This window comes from Kitasatospora sp. NPDC053057, assembly GCF_044546945.1.
Classification (GTDB): Bacteria; Actinomycetota; Actinomycetes; order Streptomycetales; family Streptomycetaceae; genus Kitasatospora.
Window position 1 is genome coordinate 120,481 of sequence record NZ_JBITZP010000003.1, and the last position, 16,368, is coordinate 136,848.

Here is a 16,368-nt window from a genome sequence, read left to right on the forward strand (position 1 = left end):
TAGTTCGTCAGGTCAACTGTGGTCGAGGGCGGCGAGCGTCTTTTCGACGACGGCGCCGATCGCGGCGGCCGGGCCGGGTTGCAGCAGCTGCTGGTGGCCGCTGTCCACGTCGTGCGCGCGGACGGCCGAACCGACGTACGGCTCCCAGCTCTTGAGCTTGAGGGCGCGCTCCTCCGGGGTGAGGTGCCGGGGGCCGCCGGTGGCGATGAACAGGGTCATCGGGCAGCCTTCGAGGCGGCCCGGGGTGAACTTCTGGAACAGCTCCAGATTGTTCCGCATGACGGACAACAGGCGCTCCAACAGGGCCGGTTCGAGGCCGGAGAGCGGGCCGCCGGTGCGGGCGAGGTAGGCGGCGACGCCCTGCGGGGTGAGCTCCTGGGGCGCAACGGCCTCGGTTGCGGCGCCGGCCTCGGTGAGGAAGTCGGCGAGGAACTCGGCGTCGGTGGGCCGGGCGCCCCCGGCGTCGTCGGGGTAGGCGTCCAGGTTGGCCAGGTAAGCCACCCGCTCGCCAGCGGCGCGCAGCCGTACCGCCATCTCGTGGGCGACCACCCCGCCGTAGGACCAGCCGAGCAGGTGGTACGGGCCGTGTGGCTGGATCGCCCGGATCCGTGCCAGGTACTCCTCGGCGACCTCGCCGAGGTCGCTGGGCAGCGGGCCGTCGTCGGACAGGCCGCGGGCCTGCAGGCCGTACACCGGCTGCTCGGGATCGAGGTGCTCGGCGAGGGCGGCGAAGGGGAGGGCGAAGCCGAGGCCGCCGTGCACGCAGAACAGCGGGGGGCGGCTGCCGGTGGGGCGGATCGGCAGGACGGGGGCGAGCAGGTCGAGGCTGTGGGCGTCCGCCGGGTTCGAGGCGGCCGCCAGGGCCTCGAGGGTGCGGTGCTCGAAGACCGCGCCGAGGGTGAGCGGCAGGCCGGCCCGGGTGGCCGTGTTGACCAACCGGATCGCCTTGAGGCTGTCTCCGCCGAGGGCGAAGAAGGAGTCGTCCGGGCCGACCTGCTCCAGGCCGAGTACCTCCTGGACGGCGGCGCAGAGCAGCCGTTCGGGCCCGGTCCGGGGGGCCCGAGCCGAGCCGGGTACGACCCCCGGCTCCGGCAGGGCACGGACATCCAGCTTGCCGTTGGCGTTCAGCGGCAGCTCGGGCAGCACGGCGTAGGCGTCCGGGACCATGTAGCCGGGCAGCGAGCGGGACAGGTGGCGCTGCAGTTCGGCCGGTTCGGGCGCCGGCCGGTCCTCTGCGGGCACCAGGTAGGCGACCAGGCGGCGCTGGCCGGAGGCATCGGCGGGGGCCAGGACGGCGGCCCGGGCGACGGCCGGGTGAGCGGCCAACAGGCCCTCGATCTCGCCGAGTTCGATCCGGTAGCCGCGGATCTTGACCTGCTGGTCGGCGCGGGCGACGTACTCGATCCGGCCGTGCCGGTCCCAGCGGACCAGGTCGCCGGTGCGGTACATCCGGGTGCCGGGCGGACCGTACGGGTCGGCGATGAAGCGTTCGGCGGTCAGTGCGGGCCGGTTGAGGTAGCCGCGGGCCAGGCCGTCGCCGGACAGGTACAGCTCGCCGACCACGCCGCGCGGCACCAGGCGCAGCGCCTCGTCCAGGACGTACGCGGCGGTGCCGCCGATCGGCAGGCCGATCGGGACGGTGCCGTCGGCGCGGCCGAGGTCCTGGCTGGTGGCGAAGGTGGTGGCCTCGGTGGGGCCGTAGACGTGGAAGACGGTGGTGCCGGGCAGCGCGGCGCGCAGCCGGTCCAGGTGGTCGCGGGAGTGCGCCTCGCCGCCGGTGAGCAGGGCGCGCAGCGGGGCCAGGGCGCGCGGGCGGGTGTCGGCGAGGGTGTTGACCAGCTGGGTGGTGAGGAAGGCGACGCTCACGCCGGCCCGGGCGAGGAAGTCCTCAAGGGCCTCCGGGTCCGCCAGGCCGGGCGGCTGGATCGCCAGCCGGGCGCCGTGGGCGAGCGGGCCCCAGATCTCGAAGGTCGAGGCGTCGAAGGCGACCGGCGCGAAGTACAGGAAGGTGTCGTCGGCGGTCGGTGCGACTTCCGGCAGGCCCAGCACCAGGCGGACGGCGGCGCGGTGGGAGACTGCGACGCCCTTGGGCCTGCCGGTGGAGCCGGAGGTGTAGATGACGTACAGCAGGTCGTCGGGGTCGATGGTGACCTGGGGGCCGTCGGTAGCCAGGTCGGCCAGCTCTGCTTCGGTCTCCGGGGCGTCCAGGACCAGCGGGCTGACGGCGGCGGGGAGTTCGAGGCCCGCCAGGGAGCGCTGGGTGAGCAGCAGCCGGGCGCCGCTGTCGGCGAGCATGTCGTGGACCCGCTCGGCGGGGTACGACGGGTCGATCGGCAGGTAGGCCGCGCCGGTGCGGGCGATCGCCAGCAGGGCGCGCACCACGGCCGGGCCGCGTTCCAGGCGCAGGGCGACCAGCTCGCCCCGTCGGGTGCCGTGGGCGGTCAGCAGGTGGGCCAGGCGGTTGGCCTCGGCGTCGAGTTCGGCGTAGCTGGTGTGCAGGAGCTGGTCGGGGCGGCCCGGTTCGGTGTGGACCAGGGCGACGGCCTCCGGGGTGGCCGCGATCCGGCGGTCGACCAGGGCGGTGAGGGTGCTGTCCGGGGTGTCGAGCCGGTGGGTGCCGCCGGCGAGCAGTTCGGCCTGCTCCTCGGGGGCGATCAGGTCCAGCCGGGAGAGCGGGCCGGTCGGCTCGGCGAGGGCGGCGGCGAGCAGCCGCAGGTAGGCCTCGGTGATCCGGCGGGCGGTGGCGGGCTCGAAGAGGTCGGTGCGGTACTCGAGGGTGAGGGCGAGGTCGCCGCCGGGGGCCTCGGTGAACTGGAAGAAGAGGTCCCACTTGGCGGTGCGGACCGGGACGGGCTGTTCGGTGACCGTCAGTTGCGGGTCTTCGGCGGCGGGGGCGGCGCTGGACTGCTGGTGGCCGATCATCACCTGGAACAGCGGGTGCCGGGCCATCGAGCGCTCGGGGTTGAGCACCTCGACCAGCTTCTCGAAGGGCAGGTCCTGGTGCTGGTGGGCGGCCAGGTCGGATTCCCGCACCCGCTCAACGAGTTCACGGAAGGACGGGCCGTCGACAGGGGTGTCCCCGGCCGAGCGAGGGGAAGTGTCGGTGCGCAGCACCAGGGTGTTGACGAACATGCCGACCAGTTCGTCGAGTTGCTCGTCGGTGCGGCCCGCGATCGGGCTGCCGAGCGGGATGTCGGTGCCCGCGCCGAGCCGGGTGAGCAGGGCGGCGAGGGCGGTGCGCAGCAGCATGAAGGGGCTGACCGCCCAGTCGGCGGCCGAGCGGCGCAGCTGCTCGCCGAGCTGCGGTGGCACGGTGGTGCGATGGGCGGCGCCGCCGTGGTCGGCCCGGGTGCCGCGCGGGTGGTCGAAGGGCAGTGCCAGTTCCTCGGGCAGGCCCCGCAAGCGCTCGGTCCAGTAGCGGAGTTGCCTGGCCAGCTCGCTGTTCGGGTCGCTCTCCGCGCCGAGCAGCCCACGCTGCCAGAGGGCGTAGTCGGCGTACTGGACGGGCAGCGGTGGGAGTTCGGCGTGGTGGCCGTCGCGGCGGGCCCGGTAGCAGGCGGTGAGGTCGCGGGCGAGCGGGGCGAGCGACCAGCCGTCGGCGGCGATGTGGTGCAGCACCAGGGACAGCACGTGCTCCTCGGTGCCTATGGCGAAGAGCCTGGCGCGCAGCGGGAGTTCGTTCTCCAGGTCGAAGCCTTGGGCGGCCTCGGCGGCGAGCGCTGCGGGCAGCTCGGCCTCGGTCGTCCGGCTGACCGGGAGCGGAAGGGCGGCCTCGGCGGGGGTGAACACCCGCTGTTCGGCCGGCCCGGAGCCGTCGTCGGCGCGGCGCGGGAAGACGGTGCGCAGCACCTCGTGCCGAGCTACCACGTCCTGCAGCGCGGCCGCCAGGGCGAGGGTGTCGAGGCGGCCGGAGAGCCGGATGGCGAGCGGGATGTGGTACAGCCCGCCCGGGGCGCCCAGGTGCTCGACGAACCAGAGCCGCTGCTGGGCGTACGAGAGCGGGAGTACGGAGGGGCGGGTGCCGGCGGTGAGCGGGGCGCGGCGCGGGGCGGCGGTGTCGGCGCCGGTCAGCCGTTCGGCGAGGCGGGCCGGGGAGGGGGCCTCGAAGAGGTCCCGGACCTGTAGTTCCGCGCCGAGCTCGGCCCGGACCCGGTTGACGATCCGGGTGGCGAGCAGCGAGTGGCCGCCGAGGGCGAAGAACTCGTCGTCGACGCCGACCTGGTCCAGCCCGAGCACCTCGGCGAAGACGCCGCAGAGCAGTTCCTCCTCGCGGCTGCGCGGGGCGCGAGCCGAGGTGGCGTAGGCGGGGGCGGGGAGGGCGCGGCGGTCGAGCTTGCCGTTGGCCGTCAGCGGCAGCGCGGGCAGCGTGACCACGGCGGCGGGGACCATGTACTCGGGCAGCCGGTCGGCGGCGAACGCCCGTAGTTCGGCCGTGAGTTCGGTCTGCGCCGGGTCGGCCGGAACGACGTAGGCGACCAGCCGCTGGTCGCCGGGCCGGTCCTCGCGGGCGACCACGGCCGCCTCGGCGATCAGCGGGTGTCGGCCGAGGGCGGTCGCGATCTCGCCCAACTCGATCCGGAAGCCGCGCAGTTGGACCTGCTCGTCGGCGCGGCCCAGGTACTCCAGGGTGCCGTCCGGCCGCCAGCGGCCGAGGTCGCCGGTGCGGTACATCCGGGTGCCGCCGTTCTCGAACGGGCAGGCGACGAAGCGTTCCGCGGTCAGTGCGGGCCGGTTGAGGTAGCCGCGGGCGAGGCCCGGGCCGGTGATGTAGAGCTCACCGGGCACCCCGGCCGGGACCGGCCGCAGGGCGCCGTCCAGCAGGTAGACCCTCAGGTCGGGAATGCCGCGCCCGATCACGCTGCCGCTTCCGTCGGCGGCCGTCGCGGCGTCCAGCTCGTAGTGGGAGACGTGCACGGTGGTCTCGGTGATGCCGTACATGTTGACCAGCCGCGGCGCGTCCTCGGCGTGCCGGGCGTACCAGTCGGTGAGCTTGCCGAGGTCCAGCGCCTCGCCGCCGAACACCACCGTGCGCAGGGAGAGTTGGCGCGGGTGTTCGGCGTCGGCACGCATCAGCTGGTAGAAGGCGGAGGGGGTCTGGTTGAGGACGGTGACCCGCTCGGCGGCTAGCAGGTCCAGGAAGGCGTCGGGGGAGCGCGAGACGTCGTACGGGACCACGACCAGCCGGCCGCCGTACAGCAGGGCGCCCCACAGTTCCCAGACGGTGAAGTCGAAGGCGATCGAGTGGAACAGCGTCCACACGTCCTGCGGCCCGAAGCCGAACCAGGGCTCGGTGGCGTCGAGCAGCCGGACCACGTTCTGGTGTGGCACCACGACGCCCTTGGGGCGGCCGGTGGAGCCGGAGGTGTAGATGACGTAGGCCGGGTGCTCCGGGGCCACGGTGGTGGCGGGCGCGGTGGCCGGGCAGCCGGCGAGCGCGGCGGCGGCTTCGGGGGCATCGAGGTCGAGCCGGGGCAGCTCGGGGACCTCCGGCAGCAGGCCGGAGGCGGTCAGCAGCAGTGTCGGACGGGCGTCGCCCAGGGTGTAGCCGATCCGGTCGGCCGGGTGGGTGGGCTCCAGCGGCAGGTAGGCGGCGCCCGCCTTGAGCACGGCGAGGACGGCGGTGATCAGCTCGGCGCCGCGCGGCAGGGCGACGGCGACGAAGGACTCCGGCCCAGCGCCGCTCGCGACCAGCAAGTGGGCCAGGCGGTTGGAGCGTTCGTCCAGTTCGCGGTAGGTCAGTACGCCGTCGGGCGCGGTGATCGCGACGGCCTCCGGGGTGCGGGCCGCCTGCTCGGCGAACAGCGCGGGGATGGTGGCGCGCCGGGCGGTGCCGGTGCCGGCGCCGCTCCACTCGCCGAGGATGCGGGCCAGCTCGGCGGGCTCGGGCGTACCCAGGCGGGCGAGCGGGGCGTTCGGGTCCTCGGCGACCTGCTCCAGGATGCGCACCAGCCGGTCGATCACCCGTTCCGCCTCGGCCTCGCCGAACGCCGAAGCACGGTAGCCGAGTTGGAGGTCCAGCTGCTCGCCGGGGAAGACGGTGAGGCTCAGCGGGTAGTGGGTGGCCGAGAGGATCCGGGCCGCGCTGACCGTGCCGCCGGACTCGCGGTACAGCCTCTCCTCGTCGATCGGGTAGCTCTGGAAGGCGAGCACGGTGTCGAACAGCTCGCCCTGCAGGCCGGAGGCGGCCTGCACTTCGGCCAGCGGCAGGTGCTCGTGCGGCATCATCGCGAGCTGCTGCGCGGCCAGCGCCGCGAACAGTTCGCTCGCCCGCCGGTCCGGGCGCAGTTCGGCGCGCACCGGCACGGTGTTGGCGAACAGCCCGATCATCGACTCGACCTCCGGCACCTCGGCCGGGCGGCCGGAGGTGACGGCGCCGAAGACCACGTCCTGGCGGCCGGTGAGCCCGCCGAGCAGCAGCGCCCAGCAGCCCTGTACCACGGTGTTCAGCGTCAGGCCCTGGCCGCGCGCCCAGCCGGCCAGCGCAGCGGTGTGCTCGGGGGAGAGCAGCCGGCGTGCGAAGGACGGCAGTTCGAGGGCCGAGCCCACCTTGGGGCAGAGTCGCAGCGGCCCGTCCAGGCCGTCCAGCAGCTCCGCCCAGGCGGTACGGGCGGCGGCCCGGTCGCGGGCGTTCAGCCAGGTGAGGAAGGACCGGTACGGCGCGGGTGCGGGCAGCGCCGCCGCGGTGGCGGCATCGCCGAGCAGGCCCAACTCCCGTACGGCCAGTGGGAAGGACCAGCCGTCCATGACGATGTGGTGCACCGACCAGAGGAAGCGGTGGCGCTCCTCGCCGAGCCGGATCAGGGTGAACCGCATCAGCGGCGGCCGGGCCAGGTCGAAGCGGCGCAGCCGGTCCTCACGGGTCAGCCGCTCGGCCTCGGCCTCGCGCTCGGCCTCGGGCAGGTGGGTCAGGTCGTGCCGGACCCACTCCGGCGAGACCTCGGTCTCCTTCAGCACGACCTGCACGGGCTCGCCGCTCTTGCGGTGGCGGAAGCAGGCGCGCAGGTTGGGGTGGCGACGCAGCAGCTCGGCGGAGGTGGTGCGCAGCCGGGCGGCCAGCTGCTCGCCGTCGCCCGCTCCCGGCCCGCCCAACTCGGCGACCAGCTGGAGGGTGTACAGGTCGGGCGCGGCCTGGTCGTACGAGGACAGGAACAGCAGTCCCTGCTGGAGCGGGGAGAGCGGCAGGACCTCGCTGATCTTGGTCCCGGTTCTGGGGGCGCTCGTCACGACAGTTCCTCGTTCAACTCGAATTCCAGATCGGCCAGTTCCTCGTCGGACAGGGCGATCAGTCCGCCCTCGGGCTCCGCCGGGACGGCCTCGGCGGAGGCCTCGGCGCCGGCCTCCTCGGCAATCTGCGCGAGGGCGGCTGCGGTCTTGTGGGTGAAGACGTCCCGGGTGGTGAGGGTGAGTCCGGCCTTGCGGGCGCGGCTGACCACCTGGATGGAGCGGATGCTGTCGCCGCCGAGGGCGAAGAAGTCCTCGTCGATGCCGACGTTCGTCGTTCCGAGTACCTCGGCGAGGATTTCGCAGAGGATGCGCTCGTGCTCGGTGCGTGGGGTTCGGGTGCTGGCCTGTTCGGTCAGGTCGGGGTGGGGCAGGGCCTTGCGGTCGAGTTTGCCGTTCGGGGTGAGTGGCATGGTGTCGAGGACCAGCCAGGAGGCCGGGATCATGTAGGCGGGCAGCAGCTGGGCGAGTTCGGCGCGGACCTGGCTCGGCTGGATGTGGGGGCCGGTGAGGTAGCCGATCAGGCGGGGGTTGCCGGAGGCGTCCGGGAGGACGGCCACGGCGGCGTCGGTCACCGGTTCCAGGGAGCGGATCACCGACTCGATCTCGCCGGTTTCGACGCGGCGGCCGCGGATCTTGACCTGGTGGTCGCGGCGTTCGATGAACTCGAGCTGTCCGTCGGGGCGTTGGATGACGCGGTCGCCGGTGCGGTACATCCGGGTGCCGGGGCCGGCGAAGGGGTCGGCGGTGAAGGTCGCGGCCGTACGGGCCGGGTCGTGCAGGTAGCCGCGGCCGACGCCGGCGCCGCCGATGTACAGCTCGCCGGGCACGCCGACGGGGACGGGCTGCAGTTCGTCGCTGAGTACGTACAGCCGGGTGTTGCGCACGGCGCGGCCGATGGGCACGCGGGCGCCGAGTTCGTCGTCGACCGCGATGACGGCGTGGGTGACGTCGTCGGAGCACTCGGTCGGGCCGTAGGCGTTCATCATCGGCACGTCGGGGTAGCGCGCGTGCCAGCGGCGGCACAGGTCGGCGGGCAGCGCCTCGCCGGTGACCATCAGCCACTGCAGCTCGGGGAGTTCGGGGGCGCTGTCGTCGAGGTCCCAGCCGTCCAGGGCGGCGCGCAGCAGCGAGGGGACGACCTCCAGCACGGCGATGCCCTCGTCCCGGACCATGCCGAACAGTGCCGCCGGGTCGGCCGCCATGTCGGTGCCGGAGACCCGGACGGTGCCGCCGACGACCAGCGGTGCGAGCATCTGCCACACGGACACGTCGAAGGTCAGCGGAGCGTTCTGGACGACGGCCTCGCCGGCGGCCAGGTCGAGGTCCCCGACCTTGGCCCACAGGTGGTTCATCATTCCCGAGCGCTGCACCATCGCACCCTTGGGCTTGCCCGTCGAGCCCGAGGTGAACATCACGTACGCCAGGTCCAGCCCGGTGCCCACCGGCTCCGGCAGGGCGCGCGCGGAGAGCGCCTGCTCCAGCCCGAGGACGGTGACCGTACCGTCCGGAACGAGCTCCGCCGCCCGCTCTCCGTACCCGGCGCCGACCAGCAGGTGGCAGGAGCCGCTGTCCGTGAGCAGTGCGGCGTTACGGGCGGCGGGCGCGGTCGGGTCCAGCGGCAGGTAGGCCCCGCCGGCGCCGAGGACGCCGAGCACGCCGGCGATGAACGGCGTGCCGGGCTCGGCCAGCATCGCGACCACCGAACCGGTGCCCACGCCGGCCGCGGTGAGGCCCGCCGACAGGCCGCCGGCCGTCTCGACCAGCTCCCGGTAGCTCAGCGAGCCGCTGCCGTCCGTCACGGCGACGGCCTCGGGGGTGCGCTCGGCCACCGCTCGGACCCGTTCGACCACGCCGAGGCTCTCCTCGGGGACGGTCGGGTCCCAGGTGCCGAGCAGTCCGCCCAGCTCGCCGGGGGTGGCGTTGCCGGTGAGGTCGGCCGGGGCGGTCACGTCGACCTGGGCGAGCCGCAGTTCGGGCCGCTCGACGACGGTGCGCAGCAGGTGCAGGAGGACCCTCGTGATCCGCTCGACCTCGTCCCGGGTGAACAGCCCCGGGTGGTAGTCCAGCCGCAGGCTGAGCGCATCGCCGGGATGGACCACCAGGCTGAGCGGGTGGTGCCGGGCGTCCCGGGCCTCGGCGCGGACGACACGCGGGCCCTCGGCGGTGGCGAGGCCCTGCTCGTCCAGCGGGAAGTTCTCGAACAGCACCACGGTGTCGAAGGCCTCGCCGGTCAGCCCGGCGGCCTGGTGGATCGCGGCGAGCCCGAGGTGCTCGTGCGGGAGCAGTGCGGACTGCTGCTGCTGGAGGGCGTGCAGCAGTTCGGCGAGGGTGGTGCCGGGGTGCAGCCGGGCCCGGACCGGGACGGTGGTGAGGAACATGCCGATCATCGCCTCGACCTCCGGCACCTCGGCCGGGCGGCCGGAGGTGACGGCGCCGAAGACCACGTCCTGGCGGCCGGTGAGCCGGCCGAGCAGCAGCGCCCAGCAGCCCTGTACCACGGTGTTGAGGGTCAGCCCCTGGTCGCGCGCCCAGCCGGCCAGCGCGGCGGTCAGCTCGCGCGGCACTTCGGTGCGGACGGCCTCCGGCAGCGCCGGGACGCGGTTCGGGTCGGCCGGGACCAGCAGGGTCGGCTCGTCCAGGTCGGCCAGGGCCTGATGCCAGGCCGTCCGGGCGGCCTCGCGGTCCTGCCCGGCCAGCCAGGCGAGGTAGGAGCGGTACGGGGCCGGGTCGGGTAGCAGGGTGACGTCCGCGCCGGGGGAACTGAGCGCGAACAGCTCGCGGACCAGCAGCGGCATCGACCAGCCGTCGACCAGGATGTGGTGGCTGGTCCAGACGAACCGGTGCCGGCCCTCGCCGTGGGTGACCAGGGCGAAGCGCAGCAGCGGCGGGGCGGCGAGGTCGAAGCGGCGGGTGCGCTCGGCCTCGGTGATCCGGTCCAGCTCGGCGGCCCTGGCGGGCTCCGGCAGGTCGGTCAGGTCGGCTTCCAGCCAGGGGAGTTCGGCGTGCTGCGGGATCACCTGCACCGGCTCGCCGGCGGCCCGGGCGTGGAAGGCGGCGCGCAGGTTGGGGTGTCGATCGAGCAGGGCCTGGCCTGCGACGCGCAGGGCGGCCGAGTCGAGCTCGCCCTCGATGTCGGCGACGATCTGCAGGGTGTAGACGTCGACGTCCTGCTCGGAGGCGTCGTAGTCGGCGTGGAAGAGCATGCCCTGCTGCAGCGGGGTGAGCGGCAGCACGTCGGCCAACGCCGTTCCGGCTGCGGCGAGTTCGGCCTCGTACTCGTCGATCTCCGGCTGGTCCAGCCGGACCAGCGGCAGGTCGGAGGGGGTGTGGCCGCCCGGTCCGGCGTGCCGGGCGAGCAGTTCCAGGGCGCGGAACCAGGTCTCGGCGACGTCTCGGGCGTCCTCCTCGGCGACGGTGCGGCCGGCCCAGGACCAGTTGGCGATCAGGTGCGGGCCGTCCTGCCGGTCCTCGGTGGCAGGGGTGACATCAAGCAGGTGCGGCAGCGGCATTCCGGGGTGGGCGCCGGTGCCGACCACGCCGTCCCCGCCGGCCGGCTCCCAGTCGCCGCTCCGCCGGGCGTCGAAGCGGCCCATGTAGTTGAAGCCGATCTGCGGCCCGGGGCGGCCCGCGAGGACGCGAGCGGCGTGCGGGTTGAGGTAGCGCAGCAGGCCGTAGCCGACGCCCCGGTCGGGCAGGGCGCGCAGCTGCTCCTTGATCCGCTTGAGCGCGTCGGCCAGCGCCGGGCCACCGGACCACAGTTCGTCCCAGTCCAGCGCGCCGGGGTCGAGCCGGACCGGGAAGGCGGCGGTGAACCAGCCGACCGTGCGGGACAGGTCGAGGCTGTCGCTGAGCTGCTCGCGGCCGTGGCCTTCCAGCTCGATCAGGGTCTGCGCGTACTGGGCGTGGCCGTGGCGGCGGCGCCAGTCGGCGACGGCGAGCGCGAGGCCGGTCAGCAGCACGTCGTTGACCTCGGCGTGGAAGGCCGCCGGGACGTCGGTGAGCAGCGGGCCGGCGACCTCTGGGCCGAGCTCCAGGCGCAGGGTGCGCTGGGTGCCGTACACGTCGGTCTCGGGGTCGAGCCGGTGGGTGCCGACCAGCGGGTCGGGGCCGTCCAGGATGCCCTGCCAGAGGGCGAGTTCGGCGCCGCGCACCTGGGTGCGGGCCTGCTCGCCGAGCAGCCGGGACCAGGCACGGTAGGAGGTGCCGACCGGGTCCAGCGCCGGAGTGCGGCTGTCGGCGAGCGCGGCGCAGGCGGCGGCCAGGTCGGGCAGCAGGACGCGCCAGGAGACGCCGTCGATGACCAGGTGGTGGGCGCAGAGCACCAGGTGGGCACTGTCGGCGCCGGGCGCGGCGGGGATCAGCACGGCCTGGAGCACCACGGCGGCGCCGGGGTCCAGCCGGGCGCGGGCGGCCGCGGCCTGCCGCTCGGCGAATCCGAGCACGTCCGCAAGGCTTTCCTCGCCGGTACCCCCCTCGGCGGTGGTGGCCAGCCGGACGCCGTCCAGCGCCCCGGGGGCCAGCACCTCGAGGTGCCACAGGCCGGGGGAGGGCTCGGTGGCCCGGGTGCGCAGCGCGTCGTGGTGGTCGACCACGGCGTGCAGGGCCGCGTCCAGCAGTTCGGCGTCCAGCTCGGCTGGCACGCGGACCACCACGTGCTGGCTGTACTTGACCACCGGGCCGCTGAGGCTGCCGGTGTCCTCGTGCAACTGGGCGATGATCGGGGTGAGTTCGTACGGCCCGGTGCCGCCCTCGTCCTCGCGGCTTGTCGGCTCGGGGCCGGCGCTGCCGCCCGCGATCCGGGCCAGGGCGGCTGCGGTCTTGTGGGTGAAGACGTCCCGGGTGGTGAAGGTCAGTCCGGCCTTGCGGGCGCGGCTGACCACCTGGATGGAGCGGATGCTGTCGCCGCCGAGGGCGAAGAAGTCCTCGTCGATGCCGACGCTTGTCGTTCCGAGTACCTCGGCGAGGATCTCGCAGAGGATGCGCTCGTGCTCGGTGCGTGGGGTTCGGGTGCTGGCCTGTTCGGTCAGGTCGGGTCGGGGCAGGGCCTTGCGGTCGAGTTTGCCGTTCGGGGTGAGCGGCATGGTGTCGAGGACCAGCCAGGAGGCCGGGATCATGTAGGCGGGCAGCAGCTGGGCGAGTTCGGCGCGGACCTGGCTCGGCTGGATGTGGGGGCCGGTGAGGTAGCCGATCAGGCGGGGGTTGCCGGAGGCGTCCGGGAGGACGGCCACGGCGGCGTCGGTCACCGGCTCCAGCGAGCGGATCACCGACTCGATCTCGCCGGTTTCGACGCGGCGGCCGCGGATCTTGACCTGGTGGTCGCGGCGTTCGATGAACTCGAGCTGTCCGTCGGGGCGTTGGATGACGCGGTCGCCGGTGCGGTACATCCGGGTGCCGGGGCCGGCGAAGGGGTCGGCGGTGAAGGTCGCGGCGGTGCGGGCGGGGTCGTGCAGGTAGCCGCGGCCGACGCCGGCGCCGCCGATGTACAGCTCGCCGGGCACGCCGACGGGGACGGGCTGCAGTTCGTCGCTGAGTACGTACAGCCGGGTGTTGCGCACGGCGCGGCCGATGGGCACGCGGGCGCCGAGTTCGTCGTCGACCGCGATGACGGCGTGGGTGACGTCGTCGGAGCACTCGGTCGGGCCGTAGGCGTTCATCATCGGCACGTCGGGGTAGCGGGCGTGCCAGCGGCGGCACAGGTCGGCGGGCAGCGCCTCGCCGGTGACCATCAGCCACTGCAGCTCGGGGAGTTCGGGGGCGCTGTCGTCGAGGTCCCAGCCGTCCAGGGCGGCGCGCAGCAGCGAGGGGACGACCTCCAGCACGGCGATGCCCTCGTCCCGGACCATGCCGAACAGTGCCGCCGGGTCCGCCGCCATCTCCGTGCCGGAGACCCGGACGGTGCCGCCGACGACCAGCGGTGCGAGCATCTGCCACACGGACACGTCGAAGGTCAGCGGAGCGTTCTGGACGACGGCCTCGCCGGCGGCCAGGTCGAGGTCCCCGACCTTGGCCCACAGGTGGTTCATCATTCCCGAGCGCTGCACCATCGCGCCCTTGGGCTTGCCCGTCGAGCCCGAGGTGAACATCACGTACGCCAGGTCCAGCCCGGTGCCCACCGAAGGGAGTTCCCCGGTGCAGGCGGCATCGGCCGGGTCGGCCAGCGGCAGCGCGGCGGCCCCCGTACCGGCGACCTCGGCGGCCTGCTGCTCGTACCCGGCGCCGACCAGCAGGTGGCAGGAGCCGCTGTCCGTGAGCAGTGCCGCGTTGCGGGCGGCGGGCGCGGTCGGGTCCAGCGGTAGGTAGGCGGCTCCGACCGCCTGGACGGCCAGCACGCCGGCGACGAAGGGCACGCCGGGCTCGGCGAACATCGCGACCACCGCGCCGGAGCCCGCCCCGACGGCGGACAGCCGGGCGGCCAACCCGGCGGCCCGGGTGAGCAGTTCGCGGTAGGTGACCCGCTCGTGGCCGTCCTGGACCGCCACCGCCTCGGGGTGCGCTGCCGCGACGGCGCGGACCCGCTCGACCAGGTCCTGGTCCGGCTCGGCCGTACGGTTCCAGGTGCCGAGCAGCCCGAGCGGTTCGCCGGTCGCGCCCAGGCTGACCTGGCCGATCGGGCGGTCGGCGGGCATGGTGGCGAGGGTGCCCAGGAAGGTCGCGAACCGGGCCAAGTGGGTGGCGAGTTCGGTGGCGCTGTACAGCGCGGGGTTGCCGTCGAGGTGGAGCTCCACCGTGCCGTCGTCCGCGTTGAGGACCGTCATGATGAGGTCCTTGACGATGCCGGTGGAGAGGTTCACCACTACGCCCCGGCAGTCCGCGCCGAAGGCCAGCTCCGGGTCCTGGTCGAGCACGTTGATGAAGGGGCCGAAGGGGCGCTGGTCGTCGATCCGCAGGCCGATGTCACGGCGGACCCGGTCGCCGCGGTAGCGCTGGTGCTGCAGGGTGCCGGCGACCTCGCGCCAGGCGGCGCGCAGCAGTTCCGTGCGGGTCATCTCCGGGCGGACCCGGACCGCCAGCGGCAGGTAGTTGGCGAGCATGCCGGGAATCGCGCGGCTGACCGCGCCGACCCGGCCGGTGACCGGCAGGGTGAGCAGCGGCGCCGGGACACTGGTGACCCGCTGGGTGTAGGCGGCCATCGCGGCGACCATCAGCACCGGCAGGGTGACCTTGCCGTCCTGGGCGAGGACGTGCAGCGCGGCGGTGGTCTCCGGGGAGAGCCGGGCGGTCTCGCGCAGCGCGACCCGGGCGGGGGCGGGCTCCTGCTCGGAGAGCGAGACCAACTCGGGCATGGCGCCGTGCTGGGGGGAGGTGAGGCGGTCGGTCCAGTGGGCGCGGTCCTTCTCGACCATCTTGGAGTCGAGGTACCTGCGTTCGGCGTCCAGCAGGTGGTGGAACGCCGGTATCGCATCGGCGTCCAGCTCGGCCGGGGTGGCTCCGGCGCCCAGCCGGGTGTAGAGCTCGGAGAGCTTGGGGTACATCAGCCCGCGGCTGAAGCCGTCGGCGAGGATGTGGTGCATGCACAGGTAGAGCAGGTGCTGCTCGGGGCCGATCCTGATCAGCGCGCCGCGGAACAGCGGGAAATCGGTGATCTTGATCGGGTCGGCGTGGTCCGCCCGCATCCACCGCTCGGCGGCCGCCCGCGGGTCCGCCTCCTCGCTGAAGTCCAAGGTCTTCAGCGGGATTCGAGCGAGCGGGCGGATGATCTGGCCGGGCGCGCCGTCCTCCTCGACGAACTGCACCCGCAGTCCCTCGGCCTCGTGGCCCAGGCGCTGCAGGGCGCGGCCGAGCAGCTCGGGGTCGAGCGGCCCGTGCAGGTCGATGTAGTCCGCCATGTTGTAGGCCAGCGGCCCGACGGCGAACTGCTCGTCGAACCAGATCTCGGCCTGTGCCGAGGTGAGCGGAAGGACAGCGCCCCGGTTCGTCGTCACTGCGTGGTTCTCCGTCATCCTCGTCTCAGCCCTGCCTCGGAAACCCTCGAAAACTCTCGAATTCAGCCGGTCGCCGGCTGCAGGCCGGCGCCGACGCCCGTACCGAGCCCCCGGCGCTCGATGCCGGGCAGCAGGCCCTCCGGGCCGATCGAGCCGGCCACCCACTCGTCGTGGTAGACGGTGTCCAGGTAGCGCTCGCCCAGGTCCGGCGCGATGGTCACGGCCGTCACCCGCTCGCGCACGCCGCCCGTGCCGTCACCGTGGTGCTCGTCCAGCCAGCGCAGCGCCCCGCTCACCGCGGTGCCGGTGGAGCCGCCGAACATGAAGCCGCCGCGCATCAGCTCGCGGCAGGTGCGCACGGTGTCGTGCTCCTCGACGTGGATCGCGCGCTCCACCAGCGAGTCGTCCAGCAGCGGCGGCCGCACGCTGGTGCCCAGGCCCGGGATGTGCCGGGTAGCCGGCGGGGTGCCGAAGGTGACCGAGCCGACACTGTCGATCGGGATCACCCGCACCGAGGGGCGCCGCTCGCGGAAGTACCGGGCGCAGCCCATCAGCGTGCCGGTGGTGCCGGCCCCGACGAACAGCACGGTGAGGTCCGGGAACTGGCGGGCGATCGCGGGTGCGGTGGTGCGGTAGTGGGCCATCCAGTTGCCCGGGCTCAGGTACTGGTTGAGCCAGACCCGCCGCTCGTCGGCGGCCAGCAGCGCCTTGACGTGCCGGATCCGCGCGCCGAGGAGGCCCTCGGTCTCGTGCGGCTCGGTGATCACGTGCACCTCGGTGCCGTAGGACTCCATGGTCCGCCGGGTGGCCTCGTTGCAGCGGGCGTCGGTGACGCAGATGAAGCGGTAGCCGCGGGCGGCGGCGAGCACGCTCAGCGCCACGCCCATGTTCCCGGAAGAGGACTCCACCAGCGTCGAGCCGGGGCCGAGCACGCCGGACGCCTCGGCCTGGGCGACCATTTCACGGGCCGCTTTCAGCTTGATGGATCCGGCGAAGTTGAATCCCTCCACTTTAAGGAAGAGGCGGTGCCCGAAGATCGGCTGCAGATTCACGAAGAGGTCGCTGACCTCGAATTCGTGCGACGCGGAAATGACCGGCACGGGGACTCCTGGCCTTCGGTGACGAATTAGCCTCGGCGGCAAGCCTCCCGCCGGTCGCTGACGAGGGGCTGACGGATTGCTGACGGGGCCCGGGCGCTGCCCATCGCCACAGTTCGGCGGGG

The 16,368-nt window shown here is 73.8% G+C and carries 3 protein-coding genes; all 3 read right to left on the reverse strand.

Features of this window, described 5'->3' with window-relative positions; all coding sequences use genetic code 11:
- Positions 1–12: 12 nt before the first annotated feature.
- Complete coding sequence (locus ACIG5E_RS05220) at positions 13–7,224, reverse strand: amino acid adenylation domain-containing protein (RefSeq protein WP_396531559.1); 7,212 nt, start codon at positions 7,222–7,224, stop codon at positions 13–15.
- On the reverse strand, positions 7,221–15,146 hold the full coding sequence (locus ACIG5E_RS05225; protein WP_396531560.1) for an amino acid adenylation domain-containing protein: 7,926 nt from the start codon (positions 15,144–15,146) through the stop codon (positions 7,221–7,223). Before ACIG5E_RS05225 ends, ACIG5E_RS05220 begins: the two co-directional genes overlap by 4 nt.
- A gap of 62 nt (positions 15,147–15,208) precedes the next feature.
- A complete protein-coding gene (gene sbnA / locus ACIG5E_RS05230; protein WP_396531561.1) occupies positions 15,209–16,246 on the reverse strand; it encodes a 2,3-diaminopropionate biosynthesis protein SbnA in 1,038 nt (345 codons plus the stop codon).
- Between the last annotated feature and the right edge of the window lie 122 nt (positions 16,247–16,368).